We start from the raw sequence: 17,334 nt of genomic DNA on the forward strand, positions 1-17,334 counted from the left end.
CCCCGCCTACACGCATTCAGTCGCTCCGCGACGGACGCCGGGAACAGCGTCGTCCGGTGAGACCGGGGCGTCGCGCAGCGACTGCAGGAGCGTAGGCGGGGCTTTCAAGCCCCGACGCGGCGGCACGACGCGCTCAACATGCGATTGCCCTGCTCCACTTCGTTCGTGCCTCGCCGCGGTCAGGATGACGTGGGCGAGAAGCCGTTACACCGCTCCAGACTCGTGGAGTTTCGCGATCTCGGCTGACGAGTAGCCAAGCTCACCCAGCACCTCGTCGGTGTGCTCGCCGAGCATCGGGGGCGGCAGGCGGATCTCGGCCGGGGTCTCCGACAACTGCCAGGGGAAGCCCGTGACGCTGATCGTGCCGGCCTTCGGGTGCTCCACCGTCCGACGCAGGTTCAGGTGCTCCGTCTGGGGATCGGCGAAGACGTCCGTGAGCGTGTAGACCGGGCCGCACGGCACATCGACCTTCTCCAGGATCGCCACGACCTCCGCCACCGTCAGCGACCCGAGGCGCGCCTCGATGGCGGCGATCAGCGGCTCACGGTTGCCAACGCGGTCGCGGTTGAGGGTGAAGCGCGCATCGTCGAGCAGCGATTCCAGCCCCAGCGCTTTACAGAACGCCTGCCACATCCGCTCGTTGCCGCAGGCCACGTTGACGAAGCCGTCTGACGCCGAGAACGTCTCGTACGGGGCGATGCTCGGATGGCGGTTGCCAGCGAGGCCCGGCGCGTTGCCGGTGGCGAAGAAGCGGCCAGCCTGGAACGTCAGCAGGGCCACCTGCCCGCCCAGCATCGAGGCGTCGATCCACTGGCCCACGCCCGTCTTCTCGCGGACGAACAGGGCGCTGCTGATAGCGAACGCCGCGAACATGCCTGCGCCGATGTCGGCAATCGGGATGCCGAACTTGGTTGGCTGGCCTCCTGGCTGGCCGGTCAGACTCATCGCCCCGCCCATGCCCTGCAAGACCTGGTCGAAAGCTGGCTGGTTGGCGCGCGGTCCGGTCTGCCCGAATCCGGAGATCGAGCAGAAGATCAGGCGCGGGTTGAGCCCCTTCGCCTGCTCGTAGCCAAAGCCGAAGCGGTCCATCAGACCGGGACGGAAGTTCTCGACCAGCACATCGGACTGCTCGATCAGCTTCCGAACGATCTCGCGGCCCTCGGGCTGCTTCAGATCGACGGTGACGCTGCGCTTATTGCGGCTGATGCTCATGAAGTAGGTGCTCTCGCCCTCGATGAAGGGCGGTCCCCAGCCGCGCGCCTCGTCGCCAGTGCCCGGCATCTCCACCTTGATCACGTCGGCGCCCATGTCGCCGAGCATCAGCGTGCAGTACGGCCCGGCCAGGGCGCGAGTCAGGTCCAGAACGCGAATGCCAGCGAGTGGTCCGGGCATCGAGCACTCCATCGTGCCTGTATCAGCAGAAGGATACGGGCAAAGATTGTGTCAGGCCCGTGGCTCGAAGGCGATGGCTGCCGAGGCGGGCCGAGGGAAGCACGGTTCGTGCGGCGCCAGCGAGAGGATACGTGGATGTGATGGTCCGGTCAATTCGGAACCGCCCAGACCGGTGGTAGCATCCAGACAGAACCGCGGCTGACCGGGCCAGGAGGGGACATGTCAGAGGAACTGACCGTGATCGCTCAGGAAGTCCGCTCCTGCACGAACTGTCGCCTGCACGAGGGCACCCGCAACGGCGTCCCGGGCGAAGGCAACCCGAACGCCGAGATCCTCTTCGTGGGCGAGGGGCCGGGCTTCCACGAGGACGCCCAGGGCCGACCGTTCGTCGGACCGGCCGGCAAACTGCTTAACGAGATGCTGGAGCGGGCCGGCCTCTCGCGAGACGATGTGTACATAACCAACGTTGTTAAACATCGACCGCCCGGCAATCGTGACCCGATGCCGGACGAGATCGAAGCGTGTCACGGCTATCTCGAACGGCAGATCGCCGAGATCAAGCCGGTCTTGATCGTGACGCTGGGACGGTTCTCGATGGCAACGTTCTTCGGGCCACAGGCGCGGATCACCCAGATGCACGGTCGGCTGCGGCCCTGGCGCGACATCGCGGCCTACGCCTGCTTCCACCCGGCCGCTGCGCTGCGCCAGCCGAAGTACCGTGAAGGACTCGAAGAGGATTTTGACAAGCTGCCGCGCGCGCTGGAGGCGGCCCGCAAGCGCGCCCGCGAACAGGCCGAGGCCCGAGCCGCCGGAACGACCGGTGCAACGGCCCCCGGCGGGACCGATCCGACGCAGTCGGGGCCGTCCCAGATGACGCTGTTCTAGCCGTGGCGACTGCACGACGCGCCCGGCCGGCTGCCACGACGACCCGCCGCAAGACCCCGTCCGCGCCAAGAGGCCCGAGCCTGCTCTCGCGCGCGCTCACGGCGCTCGGGCAGAACCGCCGGCTGCTGACCGATATCGCTGCCGTATTGAGCATCGTCCTCGGCTGCATCAGCGCGCTGGCCATCGCGTTCCCGTCAGGCTGGATGACCACGCCGCTGGAGCACTGGCTCACCTTTGCGCTGGGCGGCACAGCCTTCCTGACGCCGATCTGGCTGGTGGTTCTCGGTGTGATGCGCCTCGCGGCCAGTTTCCGTGGCGAGAACAGCCGCCCGACGGTCCGCGTCCTCGGCGCGCTGCTGATCTCGCTGGCGCTGCCGGCCATCGTCCACCTCGTCCCCAGTGGCGAGGTCGAGCCGGCCGCCCGGGCGTTCGAGCTGCGGGCCGGCGGCGGCGCGTTCGGCTACTTTCTCTCGGATGGGCTGACCGATGCGCTCGGGCTGCCGGCCGCCATCGTGCTGCTGCTCGGGGCGATGGCGCTCGGCGCTCTCCTGCTGTTCGACCTGACCCTTCTGGAGGTCGGCGTCTGGCTCGGCATCGGCGCGACGCTGCTGGCCCGCCTGACCTGGCAAGGCATCAGCCAGGTTCGCGCCAAACTGGCCGAGCCGCGGCTGAAGGTGACTATCGCCGGCAGTCAGCAGCAGGCTCGTCCGCTGGCCGGCGCGATCAAGCAGGTGGTTCGCAAGGCTCGCCCGGCGCCGCGCCCTCGCGAGGAGGAGCCGGCCGCCGTCCAGGCCGAGCTGGAGCTGCAGCCGTCGGTCCCTGGCCGGCCGGGCGCGCAGGTGTGGCGGCTGCCAAACGTGACGATCTTCCGCTCGGCCCCGGTGGTCGAGCAGAGCCAGACTGACGTACGCGCCCAGGCCAGAGTGATCGAGGAGACGCTGGCGAGCTTCAACGTGCAGGCCCGTGTCATCGAGGTCAGCACCGGACCGACGGTCACCCAGTTCGGGCTGGAGCCGTCGCCGGGCGTGGCCGTCAACAAGATCCTGGCCCGTCAGCACGATCTCTCGCTGCGGCTCGGGGCGACCGCGTTGCGGATGGAGGCCCCGGTGCCGGGGCGGCGCGTCGTCGGCATCGAGGTGCCGAACCGCACCGGCCAGACCGTCAGCCTGCGTGAGCTGTTCGAGTCCGATCGGTGGGCGAAGCCGAAGTCGAAGCTGCGGCTGGCGCTCGGGCGCGACGTGAGCGGCGAGGCCGTCGTCGGCGATCTCGCCAAGATGCCGCACCTGCTGATCGCGGGGGCGACCGGCAGCGGCAAGTCGGTCTGCATCAACACCATCGTCGCCTCGCTGATCTACCAGTCCACGCCAGACGACCTCCAGTTCATCATGGTCGACCCGAAGATGGTCGAGCTGGTCGGCTTCAACGGGATTCCGCACCTGAGGATGCCCGTCGTCACCGACATGGAGAAGGTCGTCGGCGTCCTGAAGTGGGTCGTCAAAGAGATGGAGCGGCGCTACGGGCTGCTGGCGGCCCGTTCGGCCCGCAACATCGAGGCGTACAACAAGGCCGTGGCCGAGATCCCGAACGAGAAGAAGATGCCGTTCCTGGTCGTCGTCATCGACGAGCTGGCCGACATGATGATGATCGCCGGGGACGAGGTCGAGCGGCTGATCTGCCGGCTGGCCCAGCTTGCCCGCGCCGCTGGCATCCACCTCGTCGTGGCGACGCAGCGGCCGTCGGTGGATGTCATCACCGGCCTGATCAAGGCCAACATCCCGACCCGCATCTCGTTCGCCGTCAGCTCGCACATCGACTCGCGCACGATCCTCGATTCGGCCGGTGCGGAGAAGCTGCTCGGGCGCGGCGACATGCTCTACTTGCCGCAGGATGCCAGCAAGCCGGTTCGGCTCCAGGGCGCGTTCGTCTCGGACGAGGAGATGAAGACGCTGGTGGACTTCTGGACGAAGCTCGGGCAGCCTGCCTACACCGACGACGACATCCGCGAGGTCGATCAGCTCAACATCAAGGACGATGAGGATGGCGACGATCTCTACGAGAAGGCGGTCGGCGTGGCGATCCAGTACCGAAAGGTGTCGGCGTCGCTGCTCCAGCGTCGGCTCGGAATCGGGTATCCGCGCGCGGCGCGGATGGTCGATCTGCTGGAAGAGCGCGGCGTGATCGGACCGTCCGAGGACGGCCGCTCGCGGGAGCTGCTCGAACAGCACGAGCCGCTCGGCGTCGAGTGACCGCACCGTACAGGGCAGGACGGCACCCGACTGCCACCACTGCGGATCTGGTTGACGACGATCTGACTGGCCCGCTGACGGTTCTCGCCGTCGTCGGCGGGCTGATCTGGGCGGCAGCGGTCGGTCTGCTGGTCTTCTACCTGCTGGTCTACGTCGCCCACACGACGAATCTGGCTCGCTATCCGTACGACCTCGACCAGGGCGAGGGGTACGACCTGAACAGTGGGCTGGCGCTGGCTCGCGGCCTACCGATCTACACCGACAACAGCCGGTACCCGTACTACTCGTCCAACTACCCGCCGGTCTTCTCGGCCATCCTGTCGGCCATCGTGCAGCAGACCGGGCCGACGCTGGCGGCGGGCAGGCTGCTCTCGGCGACGGCCGCCCTGCTGACGGCGCTGCTGATCGGCGCGGTCGTGTATGCGCGCAAGCAGGTCGGGCTGGCGGCGCTGACGGCCGGCCTGCTGTACCTCGGCTCGGTCTACGTCTTCCACACGACGCCGCTGGCCCGCGTCAACGCGCTGGCCGTCCTGTTTGGGTTGGCCGGCGTCGCGTGTTGCCTGGGGCGCGGGTGGCGCTGGGGAGCAGCGGCGGCCGTCTGCTTCCTGCTGGCCCTCTACACCAAGCAGACGACCATCGACGCGGTGGCGGCTGGCCTGCTGGCGCTGGCGCTCCGCGACCTGCGACTTGGCGTGGCCGTTGGAGCGGTCGTCGGCGTCGTCGGCGGCGTCCTGCTGCTGCTGCTGAACGCGGCGACCGATGGCGGCTTCTGGGTCAACGTGGTTGTCGGCAACGTCAACCCGTTCGACGCAAAGCAGGCCGTTGACTACTACCTGAACTTCTTGCATCTCCACCTGATCGTGGTCGGGCTGGCCGCGCTGGAGGTCTTCCGAGCGGTTCGCACCCGGCAGCCTGGACCGCTCGAGCTGTACTGGATCTTCTCGATGCTCCTGGCAATCAGCGTGGGGAAGTGGGGCGCGGGGGAGTCCTACTTTCTGGCCCCTATCGCGGCCTCGGCGGTCCTGGCCGGGCAGACATTCGCCCGACTGCAACGGAACATCCCGTACGACGACCTGGCGATCTTCGCCGGCGGGGCCATGTTGCTCATCCAGGCCATCCTGCTGTCGCACGGGCCGCTCTACCGTCTCGGCCCGTCGTTCACCGATGGTGGAGCGCAGGCCTCCGTGCTGAGCCGCTGGCCCGGCGAGCCAGAGCTTCGGGCCGCCAGCGACCTCGTGCAGAAGCTGCGCGAGGCCGACGGTCCGGTCCTGCTCGAAGACCCGAGCTACGGGATCGCGGCCGGCAAGGAGGTCGTCGGCAACGCCACGCACCTCCGCAACGTCTATCAGGCTGGCCGCTGGTCGCCCGATGGCCTCGTGGCCGACCTCCGCGAGCGCCGATTCTCATGGGTCGTCCTGAACGCCGAGCTGTACCCCGAGCCGGTCCTCGCGGCCATCGGGCGATACTACTACCTGTACGAAACGTATGAGATCAACGGCACGACCCAGCAACTGTTCGCCCCTGGGGACGAGTAGCGTGCTACCATTCGGCGGCCCCGGAGCCAGTCAGCAGCCGGCGAGTACGGCGAGTGGAGCGGTCTCCTGAAGCTCTCGATCATCATCCCCTGCTACAACGAGCGCACCACCGTCGTGACCCTGCTCGATCAGGTCCGCGCCGTCGACATCGGCGACATCGAGAAGGAGATCGTCATCGTCGACGACTTCTCGACGGACGGCACGCGGGACATCCTCAAAGAGCAGGCCGCCACGCGCGGCGACCTGAAGCTGCACTTCCTGCCCCGAAACCAGGGCAAGGGCGCGGCCTGCCGCGAGGGACTCAAGCACGCGACCGGCGACATCCTGCTGATCCAGGATGCCGACCTTGAGTACGACCCCGCCGACTACCCGGTGCTGCTCCGACCGATCCTGGCTGGCCGCGCGAAAGCCGTCTACGGCTCGCGCTTCCTGGGCGAGCACAAGGCGATGTACTTCTGGCACGCCGTGGGCAATCAACTGCTGACGCTGATCACCAACGTCCTGTTCGACACCACCTTGACCGACATGGAGACCTGCTACAAGGTCTTCACCAAGGACATCGGCGACCGCCTGGTGCTGAAGTCGAATCGCTGGGGCTTCGATCCGGAGATCACAGCGAAGATCATGCGGATGGGCCATCGCATCTACGAGGTGCCGATCTCCTACACGGGCCGCGAGCACTGGGAAGGCAAGAAGATCGTGGCGTGGCGGGACGGTCCGCGCGTCCTGCTGACCCTGCTGCGCTACCGCTTCTTCAGCTAGCGCGGCCCCGGTTCGAACGAGAAGGCCATGTCATCCCGACCGAAGCGAGGCACGAGCCGAGTGGAGGGTTCTTCCAGGGGCGTGCGGCGCCATGACGGGGAAGATCCCTCGACTGCACTCGCAGGCTCGTTCCGCTCGGGATGACGGAGTACACGTCAACGGAGTCCCGGCGCGAGCGCTGGCTGCCAGAGGCACTCGCGGGCCTGGCGCTGCTGGCGCTGGTGCTGCTGTTCAACCCGGGCCTCGCGTTCGCTGGGCACGTGCTGGGCGGCTACGACGCCTTCGTCTACTTCTATCCGCTCCGCTCGTACATCGCCGAGACGCTCGGCCAGGGCTACCTGCCGCTCTGGAACCCGTACCTCTTCGCCGGCACGCCCTACCTTGCCAATCCCCAGACGGCGGTCTTCTACCCGGGGACGTGGCTGTTCGCGCTGCTGGACGTGCCGCGCGCCTACGCCGTCAACTTCCTGGCCCATCTCTGGATCGCCGCGCTGAGCACCTACGCCTTCGCCAGGATCAGCCTGGGTCTGGGTCGCGTGGCCGGCGTGCTCGGCGGGGCTGGCTTCGCCTTCAGCGGGTTCATGAACGGGCAGGCCGGGCACATCAACCAGTTCAGCGTGGCGGCGTGGCTGCCGGCCGTGATGCTGCTGCTTGACCTGACTGTGCGCCGACCCCGTCTCGGCCCGTTCCTCGGGCTGGTGGTGGTGATCGCGCTCCAGGTCCTGGCCGGCCACCCGCAAGAGGTCTACATGACCATGGTGGCCGTCGGGATCATGCTGCTCTGGCGCGTCGTCGGCGGCTGGCAGACCGTCCCCCCCTGGGTTGAGCGACTCCGGCTGCTCTTGACGGGCGGCATCGCGCTCGGTGTGGCGGCCGGTCTGGCCGGCGGCATCTCAGCCGCGCAACTGCTGCCAACATTGGAACTGTCTGGGCTGTCGATTCGCGGGGGCGGGCTGAGCTACCAGCTTGCGGCCTTCGATGCGCTGCCGTGGCCGCTGCTGCTGCCATCGCTGTTCCCTGGCTACTGGGCGCACCTGCCCACCACCGAGTTCTTCGGCCACCTGGGCACGGCGCTGTTCGCGCTGGCCTGGCTCGGGTTACTGGTGGGATCGGGCCGGCCGGCGGTGCTCGGGGCGGTGCTGGTGACGCTCGGACTGCTGCTGGCAGTCGGGGACGCCACGTCGGCCTATCGCTTCCTGTTCGACTACGCGCCGGGGTTCTCGTCGTTTCGGGTGCCGGCGCGCTGGCTGATGGTCTCGACCGTCGGGCTGGCGATCCTGGCGGCGGCGGGCCTGGACCGGCTGGTCAGGTGGCGCGATGGCGGGCGAACTGCGTTGACGACGCTGCTCGGGGAGGTCGGCCGCGTGCGCCGCCTTCTCGTGGGCGTTGCGATCCCGCTGGCCCTGCTGTCGCTGGTCTTCTGGGGGCAGCCGCAGTCGAAGTGGCTGCTGCTGGCCTGGGGCGTAGTCGTCGGCCTGACGATGCTCGGCGCGCTGCTGGCGGTCACGCTGCCGAAGGCGCGGACCCCGCTCCTGGTGCTGCTCGTCGGCGGCGCGCTGCTCGATCTCTGGCTGGCCGGCGCGAACCTCGAGCACCGCCAGACCATCCCGAACATCGCCTACAAGCAGTCGCGCGAGGCGACGACCGAGCTGCTCGCGCGCGCTGCCGCCCAGCCAGGCTACCGCTCGCTGAGCATCGCCAGCACCGAGTACGTCGTCAAGGAGACCGGCGAGTACGAGGAGCGGTACGGCGGCCTGCGGCGGCTGGCGCTCGACAACCTGCTCTTCGCCGTCAAGTGGAACGAGACGCTCTGGCCAAACGTGCCGCTGGAGTACCGCCTCCGCTCGGCGGATGGCTACGATGGCGGCGTGCTGCCGCTGCGGACCTACTATCAGTTTGCCCAGGCGATGCTCGGGGAGCGGGCGCGGCCCGACGGCGTCCTGATCAGCCGCCTGGACGCCGCGCCGGAGCCGCGCTGGCTCGATCTGCTGGGGGTGCGCTGGATCCTGGCCGGCCGAGTCAAGGACGACACGCGTGGTGCCGTCTACTACGACCGCGCCCTGACCCGTGTGTTGCGGCCCGGCGAGTCGCTCGTCCTGGGCGCTCTGCCGCGCGGCGGCCTCACGAAGCTGGGCATCATCTCGTCGGTCGCCAGCGTCGGGGATGCCCGGGCGTTCGTGCGCGGCAACGACGTGGCCATCCTCCGTCTGACGGCGCCTAACGGCTCGGTGCGCGAACTGCCGCTCACCGTCGGCCGGACCACGGCGCCCGAGACCTGGAAGCCCGAACAGGCCCCGGACCTGGATCGCGTCGAGCGGTGGGGCGATCGCGGCCCGGATGCCCCGGGCGATTGGATCGCCGAGGTCGAATTCCCACGTCAGGAGGTTGCCATGCTGGAGATACGCAGCGTCAGTCCAGAGCGTATCCTGAATGTGCGCGCCCTCAACCTGATCGACGACGAGCGGCAGATGGCCTTTCCGATCACCCCCGACAGTACCGTCGAGCGAGTGGACTTCTTCGACGTGAAGCTGTACGAGCGCCAGACCGCCCTGCCACGTGCCTACCTCGTCACGCAGGCTGAGGTGCTCGATCTGGCAGAGGCGTCCACGCGTCTTTCCGATCCAGCTCACAACCCCCGCACGGCCGCGATTCTGGCCCCGAGCGAGACGGTGCGCCCGCCGGCCGCGTCACCGGCGGCGGGTTCGACCGTCGGACAGGCTCACATCGAACGCGACGATCCCGAGCGCGTGGCCATCTCGGTCTCGACGGCCGCGCCGAGCATCCTGGTGCTGTCCGATAGCTGGTTTCCCGGCTGGCGCGCGACGGTTGACGGCCAGGATGTTCCCATCGAGCGGGCCAACATCCTGTTCCGGGCCGTCCAGGTCCCGGCCGGCCAGCACACCGTCGAGTTTATCTACCAGCCGCGCTCGGTTCAGGTCGGGCTGGCGATCTCGGGCGGCAGTCTCCTGCTCGCGGTCGTGCTGGCCATCGGCGCAAGCGCCTGGGTCCGACCACGGCGGCTGCCAACACCTGGGGAGACGACGGCATGAGCGATCCTCGACGCTCGGCAGACGCGCCTGACGACCTGGACGACGACCAGCCGCTCGGGGGGGCGCTCCTGTCGGACGGTGAGCTGTCGGCGCACCTGACGGCCATCCTGTTCGCCGCCGACGAGCCGCTGCCGTTCGGGGAGCTGGCGCGGCTGCTCGAGGTCAAGCGCTCGGCGGTCGAGCGCGTGGCGCGGCAGCTTGGCGAGGGTCCCCCAGCCGGTCTGCTGCTCCAACGCCACGACGAGCGCCTGCAACTGGTCACTGCGGCAGAATCGGCGCGCTACATCCGACGCCTGCGCGGCCTGGAGGAGCACGCTCGTCTCTCGCGGGCGGCTCTGGAGGTGCTGGCCGTTGTGGCGTACCGTCAGCCGGTCACCCGCGCCGAGATCGAGGCGATCCGTGGCGTCAACGGCGACCGCGCCCTGGCCTCGCTGCTCACCCGGAGCCTTGTCGAGGAGGTTGGCCGACGCGAGACGGTCGGGCGGCCGGTGCTGTTCGGCACCACGCTGGACTTTCTGGAGCACCTGGGCCTGCGCTCGCTGTCGGATCTGCCGCCAGTCGAACAGCCTCAACCGACCGAGCCGCCGGCTTCCGGCGGCTCGTCATAACCTGCTCACAGCCCTGGGCCGCGGCGAGGAGGCGTGGCGCTAGAACCCGGCGCTGGTGCCGCCGCCCACCAACGTTTGCCAGTTTCCGCAGAGATCGGTCACGGTGAGCGCCACGGTCGCCGGCAGTCCGGGCGTCTGCCGACGCACGTAGAACGTGTAGCTGGACGGCGCGCCGGCCAGTTGCACGGTGCCGGGAGTGCTTCGGCCGTTGCCAAGCTCCGCCGTGTCGATCAGCGCGTTCGGCAATGACGTGTGGCTGTCCGCGCCGAACTGCACCGACAGGATCCGGTTGCCGACGTCCGTGGCGCTCGCGGACAGCACCACCAGCAGGCGTCCGTCGCCTGACAGCCGGGTCGCGACGTTGACCTTCGGGCGTGGCGAGCAGGCGATGGCGACCTGGAACATCACCGGTTGCTGCTGACCGTTCGGCGGCAACGCCTTCCAGTCGCTGTTCGTGTCGTCGTTCCAGAGGCCGACCGAGGTCATGGTCCAGGGACCGCCGGTGGCCAGCGGCTGCTGTACCGTGAAGGTCGTGGTGGCCCCTGGCTGAATCACCGCCGAGGTCGGCGAGCTGACCGTGGCCTGCCACGCCGAGCCGACGAAGTTCGTCCCGCCCAGGTAGGGGTGGAGGGCCGGCGTGGCGATGCCGCCGTAGTTCTTGATCGAGACGGTGAAGGTGGCCGTGCCGCCCGCGGTCAGGTTGCCGGCGACGGTGATCGGGCCTTCCTGGCGAGGGTCCGCCGCTGGCGGCTGAGCAGCGGCGATCGTCAGAATGGCGTTGCCGCTCCCCGAGTTGTAGCCGCCCACCTGCACGCGGTACGCCGTCCCGGCCTGTCCGCTGAACTGCACCTGGGACGCCGTATTGACGTTGTTGGAGATGTCGTCGTTGCAGGCGACTTCAGACAGACTGCCGACCGATCCGCCGGAATAGACCCGCAGCACCGTATCGAAGCTGCTGCCGGCCGTAGACATGGTGACGGTGCCGGAGCTCGCAGGCGTATAGGTGTACCAGGCCGTCTTTCCAATGGTGAGGCTGCTCCCGGCGCAGCTGAAGGTGGTCGGCTCGCTGGCCTCGGTCGTGGCCCCGGTGGTCAGCGCGACTTGCTGCCCGGCGTTGACCGTCGAGCCGGGGAACGCGTCGTTGGCCGGGGCTGGCGCACAGCTCGACGTGGACTGGAACACGGCTTCTATCAGCCGGTCTGACTGAATGGTGAAGGTGTATGGGTTCGTGTACGACTGGTTGGCGCGGTTTTCGCGCCAGCGGATGAAGCAGTTGGACGGGCTGGCGGTGAGCGTCACCGACTGGCCGGCCGTGTAGGTCGTATCGACGCCGCTGACCTGCCCGGCGGCTGTCGGGTAGATCACCGTCCGCACCGCGAGCCTCGGCGTGGTGAACGAGACCGACACCGTGGCGCTGGTCGCACCGGTCTCCGTCACTCGGATGGTCAGGCCGGCCGCATCGTCGTCGTAGGACTCGGTCAGGCTGAGCGGCGCATCGTTGAAGTCAGTCGTCCCCGAGCTGCTGGCCGGCGACGTATCCACGAGGTTGGAGTCGCCGCCGCCGCCGCTGCCGCTGAAGTCCGGATTGCAGTAAGCCGTGCAGAGCGGGCTCGCCCCTGATGCGTGTACCAGGACGCCGCTGCCGTACTCGGTCCGTCCGGAGAGGAAGCCGTTCCAGGTGGCCGTTGGCTTGCGGTACTCCAGGTAGTAGTAGCCGTTGACCGTGCCACCGGAGCTGCGCGTGCGTGGGATCCGCAGCACCTTGACGTTCGCCGTGCCGTCCTCGTACGCATTGAGCTGGTAGCTGCCGTTGGTCGTGACGGTCTGGGAGCGCCCACCGTTGAGCCACGCCAGCGCATCTTTGTGGACGCCATTGGGGTGCCCGTAGCCGCCCGCGTTGCCCATCACGTCGGCCGGGTCGCCGTACTCGGTGCTGTAGCAGATGCCGGTCCCGATGCCCGAGGTGCCGCAGTCGAGGGAATTGGCGTGCCAGACGCCGATGTTGTGGCCGTACTCATGGACGGCGACGCCGCCGATCTTGCCGTTCAGGGCTGTCGATCCGAGGGCGTTGTTGTAGTCCCACGAGACGGACAGGTACTGAAATGCGCCGTCGTAGCTGCCCTGGTACTGTGAACGCACGGTGCCAACGCCGCCGCTCCCGCAGCCGGCCGCCGTGGTCGTCATCACCGAGATGACGACACGGTCGTAGGTACCGAAGTTCAGGTCGGGGTCTGCCGCCGCGAACGCCTGCGCGCGGATCGTGTCGGTGTTACAGTCGGTGGCGGCGATGCTGTATGGCCCGTACACGTCGGCAGCCGTGCCCTCAACACCGTTGCCGCCGACGATGAGCGTCTGGCCGTAGGAGGCCTCGTAGTAGTAGTTGCGGGCGCTGCCGGCGTTGGCCGACGAGAAGAAGATGCTGGCCGTGTTCGCCTTGTTCGCGTAGGGGTGGGATGCGATGCCGCTGCCCATCGCCAGGATGATCGCCGTGCGCTGGTTGCCGGTGGTCCCGACCGCGCTGGGCGACTGGATCACGACCATCTGATCGGAGACGACGGCGTCGCTGCCGGCGAGGGCCACGCCGTTGGTCTGGATCACGTCCCCTGGCCGGGCCGCGCCAATCGACGCCCCCAGCGCCAGCGGCCTGAACCGACCATCCTTGGCGAGGCGCGTGATGTACTCGCTGTGGCCGTCCTCATAGTCGACGTGGAAGACCTGAAACTCGCCGTCGACCGACACGCGCTCTTCGACGTACTGGCGAGACTGCGGCGGCAGCGCCGCGCGCTCGGCCGGCGTGAGCGCAAGATCGAGCACGGCGGACGGATCGGACTGCGCCAGCCGGTTGATGAGCGCTTGCCGACGCTGCGCCTTCGTAGTGATGGCCGCCTGAACGGCCGGACCTTTTGGCGGCGCGGCTGTCGCGCCACGCAGCTCTTCGGTCAGCTCCGAGGCCTCGGAGCGCGCTTCGGGATCGCGCTGCCGGTCCGTTGGAGCCGCAACCGACAGTCCATCGTGTGCAAGCGCAGTACGGGGCGGCAGCAGAATCAGCGCCGCGATGACCGACACTCCGGCGAACAGTAATCCGAGCAGCACCTGGCGCGCCACGGCAGCCCCCTGTTCCGTTCGCCGGCCACGGAGAACGCCCGCTCACAAAGCACCGGCGGCGAGATGGTACCAAGAAGCCACAACGTAGCGCGTACCTGAGAAGGTACGCGCGGTGAATCGGAACACGACTGTCGCGAAAGAAATAGCCTGGGTGGGCCGGAGCATCACCTAAAGTGGCCGCGGACACTGCTCGTTTGCCGCCCTGGTGGGCCGGCTGGTACTATTGTCGAGCCGCGACACCAGTCGCGGCTCTCGTGTGTCCACGAAGCTGTATGCTAGTAAGGATGGATGGTCGTCATGTACGCGATCCTCGAGACGGGTGGAAAGCAGTACAAGGTCCAGCCGGACGACGTCATCGAGGTCGAGCGTCTCGACGGCGAGGTTGGGGCTCAGATTGAGCTCGGCCGCGTGTTGATGGTCGCGGCTGATGATGCAGCGCCACGGTTCGGTAGCCCCGCGATCGACGGCGCGAAGATCGTCGGCGAAGTGCTTGAGCAGGCGAAGGGCGAGAAGCTCATCATCTTCAAGTACAAGCCGAAGGTGCGGTATCGGCGGAAGACTGGACATCGCCAGCTCGTGACGCGCGTCCGAGTCGGCGACATCGTGGCGCCGGAGTAGATCGATGGCTCACAAGAAGGGCATGGGTTCGACCCGAAACGGCCGCGACAGCGCGGGCCAGCGTCTCGGGGTCAAGCGGAGCGACGGGCAAGTGGTGCTCGCCGGCACGATCATCGTGCGGCAGCGCGGCACGGCCATTCGCCCCGGCAACAATGTGGGCGTCGGTCGGGACCACACGCTGTTCGCGCTGGTGGACGGCACGGTCCGATTCGAGAACGCCACCAGGGACCGCAAGAAGGTCAGCGTCTACGAGCCGGCGGTCGTCGAGGCCTGATCGGGCCTCCGTTCCCATCGGCTCATCTACACTGGTTTTCTCGCTCATCGCCGCACGGACCTGCCGTGCCGCACAATGGAGCACCGCACCATGAAGGATGGCATCCATCCCGGCTACTCCGCGGCCACGATCACCTGTGGCTGCGGCAGCGTCATCGAGACCCGTTCGACCAGGCAGAACCTCAGGATCGACGTCTGCTCCCGTTGCCATCCGTTCTTCACGGGCGAGCAGCGGCTGATGGACACGGGCGGCCAGGTCGAGCGGTTCCGCCGCCGCGCGCAGCGCGCTCAGCAGGCGCAGCAGAGCTAACGCCCAACCCACACCCTGACCCCTGACGCTCGCACGTCGAGTGCCCCGCACAGGGCCGGCAGTCAGCGGAGGAGCTATGCCAGACGCACGCTCCTCCTCCGACCGCCGGCCCTCACGCATCTCCCCCACCACCTACGGCGGACAGGCCGTCCTCGAAGGCGTGATGATGCGGGGGCGGCGCTGGGCCTCGGTGGCAGTTCGCGCGCCAGACGGCGAGATCGTCGTTCGGTCAGAGCGGCTGCCCGTCCACCTCTACGGCGGCTGGGTGAGCAAGACGCCGTTCCTGCGCGGTCTGACGGTCCTGTGGGACTCGCTGGGGCTTGGCATGAAGGCGCTGATGTTCTCGTCGGAGGTCGCCGAGCGCGAGGCGCCGAAGGCCGATGCCGACGGAGCGCCTGGCGACGACGCCTCGGAGCAGCCCGCCAGCGCTTCTCTCTCCTCGTCTGCTGACGCTGCCTCGCAGCCGGCCGTGTCTACCTTCGGCCAGACGCTCCAGTGGACGACCGTCGCCGTGGCGATGCTGTTCGGCATCGGGGTCTTCTTCCTGCTGCCGCTGGGTGTGGCTGGCCTGCTGGAGCTGGCCGTCGATAACACGTTCGTCGTGCACATCTTCGAGGGACTGGTCCGGCTGGCCCTGCTGGTCGGCTACGTCTGGGCCATCGGCTTCGTGCCCGATATCCGGCGCGTGTTCGCCTATCACGGCGCGGAGCACATGACGATCCACGCCTTCGAGGCTGGCGAGCCGCTCGACCGCCAGCACATCGGCAAGTATTCGCCGGCCCACCCGCGCTGCGGGACGGCGTTCCTGTTGCTGGTGGTGGCGATCTCGATCCTGCTCTTCGCGCTGATCCCGACCGACAACTGGTGGATCAGGATCGCCTCGCGCATCCTGGCGATTCCGCTGATCGCCGGCATCGCCTACGAAGTGCTGAAGCTCGGCGGTGCGCACACCGAGCACCCGCTGATGCAGGTGATCGTGGCACCGGGGCTGGCGCTCCAGGCGTTGACCACGCGCTACCCTGAGCCGGATATGATCGACGTGGCCGTCGCCTCGTTCGAGACGATGTACAAGTTGGAGCAGGAGTCGGACCCGGCGCGCCCGGGCGGCGCGCCGTCGCCGGAGTCAGCGCCGCCGCTGAGCTAGCGCCTTCCAGATGTCGTCGGGCGTCAGGCCGCTCTCGGCCAGCAGGACGAACGTGTGGAACCAGAGGTCCGCCGTCTCGTTGATCAGGTCCGCGCGGTTGTGGGTGACGCTGGCGATGACGACCTCGGTCGCCTCCTCGCCGACCTTCTGGGCCATCCGCTCGATGCCGCGCGCCGCCAGCTTCGCGATGTATGAGCCGTCCGGACGGTCACGCAGCCGCTGCTGGATCGTGGCGAACAGCTCCGCTGCGACCTCTGACGACGGCGGTGCGCCCTCGGCCTCGTGGACAGACGTGAAGAAGCAGGAGACCTCGCCGGTGTGACAGGTTGGCCCGGCCGGATCGGCCAGCACCAGGATCGTGTCGGCGTCGCAGTCGATCCGCAGCGCCCGCAGCTTGAGCACGTTGCCGGACGACTCTCCCTTGCGCCAGAGCCGGCCTCGGCTGCGGCTCCAGAACCAGACCTCGCCGTCCGCGAGCGTCCGCGCATAGGACTCCTGGTTCATGTAGCCCAGCATCAGCACCTGGCCGCTGGTAGCGTCCTGCACGATGGCTGGGATCAGGTCGTACGTCTGGAAGTCGGGTGCGCCGGCCGCTGCTGCGTTGCTCATGCGGCCCCCTCGCCGGCCAGGGCATCGTCCAGGTGAACGGGCCGCATCGGCAGGCCGCGCTCGGTGCAGCGCGCCTTCACGTCGGCAATCCGCAGCGTGCCGTAGTGGAAGATGCTGGCGGCCAGAGCCGCGTCGGCCTTGCCCTCGATCAGCACATCGGCCATGTGGTCGGCGTTGCCGGCCCCGCCGCTCGCCACCACCGGCACGGTGACTGCCTCCGAGATGGCGCGGGTCAACCGCAGCTCGAAGCCGGCCTGCGTGCCGTCCGCGTCGATGCTGTTGACGACCAGCTCGCCGGCCCCAAGCTCGACGCCCTGCTGCGCCCACGCGATCGCGTCCATGCCCGTCGGACGACGGCCGCCGTGCGTGACGATCTCGTAGAACTCGCCGTTCCACTTGATGTCCATCGACAGCACGATGCACTGCGCGCCGAACCACTCGGACGCCTCGCGGATCAGCTCCGGGCGGGCCACGGCGGCGCTGTTGATGCTGACCTTGTCCGCGCCCGCCAGCAGCATGGTCCGCACGTCGTCGGCGGTGCGGATGCCGCCGCCGACCGTCAGCGGGATGAAGACCGCTTCCGCCGTGCGCCGCACCACGTCCAGCATGATGTCGCGGCCGTCCGACGACGCCGTGATGTCGTAGAAGACCAGCTCGTCAGCGCCCTCGCGGTTGTAGACTTCGGCCAGGGCGACCGGGTCGCCAGCGTCGCGCAACTGCTCGAAGGTGACGCCCTTGACGACGCGGCCCTTGTTGACGTCGAGGCAGGGGATGATGCGGCGAGTGAGCACGCGCCA

14 protein-coding genes are annotated in these 17,334 nt (G+C 68.4%); 10 read left to right on the top strand and 4 right to left on the bottom strand.

The window, feature by feature from the left end:
* Nucleotides 1-204: 204 nt before the first annotated feature.
* Complete coding sequence (locus IT306_09180) at nucleotides 205-1,392, bottom strand: CoA transferase (GenBank protein MCC7368583.1); 1,188 nt, start codon at nucleotides 1,390-1,392, stop codon at nucleotides 205-207.
* 219 nt (nucleotides 1,393-1,611) lie between these two features.
* Here IT306_09180 and IT306_09185 point away from each other — a divergent pair, with 219 nt between their 5' ends.
* From IT306_09185 to scpB, 6 genes are all read left to right on the top strand, one after another.
* The gene (locus IT306_09185; protein MCC7368584.1) at nucleotides 1,612-2,277 is read left to right on the top strand and encodes a uracil-DNA glycosylase; all 666 of its coding nucleotides are present in this window, start codon (nucleotides 1,612-1,614) and stop codon (nucleotides 2,275-2,277) included.
* 2 nt (nucleotides 2,278-2,279) lie between these two features.
* Nucleotides 2,280-4,523 (top strand): DNA translocase FtsK 4TM domain-containing protein, encoded by a 2,244-nt coding sequence (locus IT306_09190; protein MCC7368585.1) that lies wholly within the window; start codon nucleotides 2,280-2,282, stop codon nucleotides 4,521-4,523.
* Entirely contained in the window at nucleotides 4,520-6,058 is a 1,539-nt protein-coding gene (locus IT306_09195) for a hypothetical protein (GenBank protein ID MCC7368586.1), read from the top strand. The genes IT306_09190 and IT306_09195 overlap by 4 nt, the downstream gene beginning before the upstream one ends.
* 66 nt (nucleotides 6,059-6,124) lie before the next feature.
* The gene (locus IT306_09200) at nucleotides 6,125-6,820 is read left to right on the top strand and encodes a glycosyltransferase family 2 protein (protein MCC7368587.1); all 696 of its coding nucleotides are present in this window, start codon (nucleotides 6,125-6,127) and stop codon (nucleotides 6,818-6,820) included.
* A gap of 140 nt (nucleotides 6,821-6,960) precedes the next feature.
* Nucleotides 6,961-9,870, top strand: a complete 2,910-nt coding sequence (locus IT306_09205) for a YfhO family protein (GenBank protein MCC7368588.1) — start codon at nucleotides 6,961-6,963, stop codon at nucleotides 9,868-9,870.
* Nucleotides 9,867-10,478, top strand: coding sequence for an SMC-Scp complex subunit ScpB (gene scpB, locus IT306_09210; GenBank protein MCC7368589.1), 612 nt, complete (start codon nucleotides 9,867-9,869; stop codon nucleotides 10,476-10,478). Before IT306_09205 ends, scpB begins: the two co-directional genes overlap by 4 nt.
* 39 nt (nucleotides 10,479-10,517) lie before the next feature.
* Here scpB and IT306_09215 read toward each other — a convergent pair whose 3' ends face one another.
* Nucleotides 10,518-13,583 (bottom strand): hypothetical protein, encoded by a 3,066-nt coding sequence (locus IT306_09215; GenBank protein ID MCC7368590.1) that lies wholly within the window; start codon nucleotides 13,581-13,583, stop codon nucleotides 10,518-10,520.
* Nucleotides 13,584-13,880: 297 nt separating this feature from the next.
* Between IT306_09215 and rplU the strand changes: the two genes are divergently transcribed.
* The 4 genes from rplU (at nucleotide 13,881) to IT306_09235 (ending at nucleotide 15,928) form a co-directional block, all read left to right on the top strand.
* Complete coding sequence (gene rplU, locus IT306_09220; GenBank protein ID MCC7368591.1) at nucleotides 13,881-14,201, top strand: 50S ribosomal protein L21; 321 nt, start codon at nucleotides 13,881-13,883, stop codon at nucleotides 14,199-14,201.
* Between the two features lie 4 nt (nucleotides 14,202-14,205).
* Nucleotides 14,206-14,475 (top strand): 50S ribosomal protein L27, encoded by a 270-nt coding sequence (gene rpmA, locus IT306_09225; GenBank protein MCC7368592.1) that lies wholly within the window; start codon nucleotides 14,206-14,208, stop codon nucleotides 14,473-14,475.
* Between the two features lie 90 nt (nucleotides 14,476-14,565).
* Nucleotides 14,566-14,784, top strand: coding sequence for a 50S ribosomal protein L31 (gene rpmE, locus IT306_09230; protein ID MCC7368593.1), 219 nt, complete (start codon nucleotides 14,566-14,568; stop codon nucleotides 14,782-14,784).
* A 76-nt stretch (nucleotides 14,785-14,860) separates the two neighbouring features.
* A complete protein-coding gene (locus tag IT306_09235; GenBank protein ID MCC7368594.1) occupies nucleotides 14,861-15,928 on the top strand; it encodes a DUF1385 domain-containing protein in 1,068 nt (355 codons plus the stop codon).
* Here IT306_09235 and IT306_09240 read toward each other — a convergent pair.
* Together IT306_09240 and hisF are read right to left on the bottom strand one after the other, a co-directional pair.
* Nucleotides 15,908-16,537, bottom strand: coding sequence for a bifunctional phosphoribosyl-AMP cyclohydrolase/phosphoribosyl-ATP diphosphatase HisIE (locus IT306_09240; protein MCC7368595.1), 630 nt, complete (start codon nucleotides 16,535-16,537; stop codon nucleotides 15,908-15,910). The two genes, IT306_09235 and IT306_09240, sit on opposite strands and share 21 nt — an antisense overlap.
* The gene (gene hisF, locus IT306_09245; GenBank protein MCC7368596.1) at nucleotides 16,534-17,328 is read right to left on the bottom strand and encodes an imidazole glycerol phosphate synthase subunit HisF; all 795 of its coding nucleotides are present in this window, start codon (nucleotides 17,326-17,328) and stop codon (nucleotides 16,534-16,536) included. The genes IT306_09240 and hisF overlap by 4 nt, the downstream gene beginning before the upstream one ends.
* Nucleotides 17,329-17,334: the final 6 nt, after the last annotated feature.

This window comes from Chloroflexota bacterium, from assembly GCA_020850535.1.
In the GTDB taxonomy this organism is placed as follows: Bacteria; Chloroflexota; UBA6077; order UBA6077; family JACCZL01; genus JADZEM01.

What these genes read in the sequence shown, in the direction of transcription:
- IT306_09180 (MCC7368583.1), bottom strand. Translation starts at nt 1,392, where the DNA reads ATGCCCGGACCACTCGCTGGCATTCGCGTTCTGGACCTGACTCGCGCC.
- IT306_09185 (MCC7368584.1), top strand. Translation starts at nt 1,612, where the DNA reads ATGTCAGAGGAACTGACCGTGATCGCTCAGGAAGTCCGCTCCTGCACG.
- IT306_09205 (MCC7368588.1), top strand. Translation starts at nt 6,961, where the DNA reads ATGACGGAGTACACGTCAACGGAGTCCCGGCGCGAGCGCTGGCTGCCA.
- scpB (MCC7368589.1), top strand. Translation starts at nt 9,867, where the DNA reads ATGAGCGATCCTCGACGCTCGGCAGACGCGCCTGACGACCTGGACGAC.
- rplU (MCC7368591.1), top strand. Translation starts at nt 13,881, where the DNA reads ATGTACGCGATCCTCGAGACGGGTGGAAAGCAGTACAAGGTCCAGCCG.
- rpmA (MCC7368592.1), top strand. Translation starts at nt 14,206, where the DNA reads ATGGCTCACAAGAAGGGCATGGGTTCGACCCGAAACGGCCGCGACAGC.
- rpmE (MCC7368593.1), top strand. Translation starts at nt 14,566, where the DNA reads ATGAAGGATGGCATCCATCCCGGCTACTCCGCGGCCACGATCACCTGT.
- IT306_09235 (MCC7368594.1), top strand. Translation starts at nt 14,861, where the DNA reads ATGCCAGACGCACGCTCCTCCTCCGACCGCCGGCCCTCACGCATCTCC.
- IT306_09240 (MCC7368595.1), bottom strand. Translation starts at nt 16,537, where the DNA reads ATGAGCAACGCAGCAGCGGCCGGCGCACCCGACTTCCAGACGTACGAC.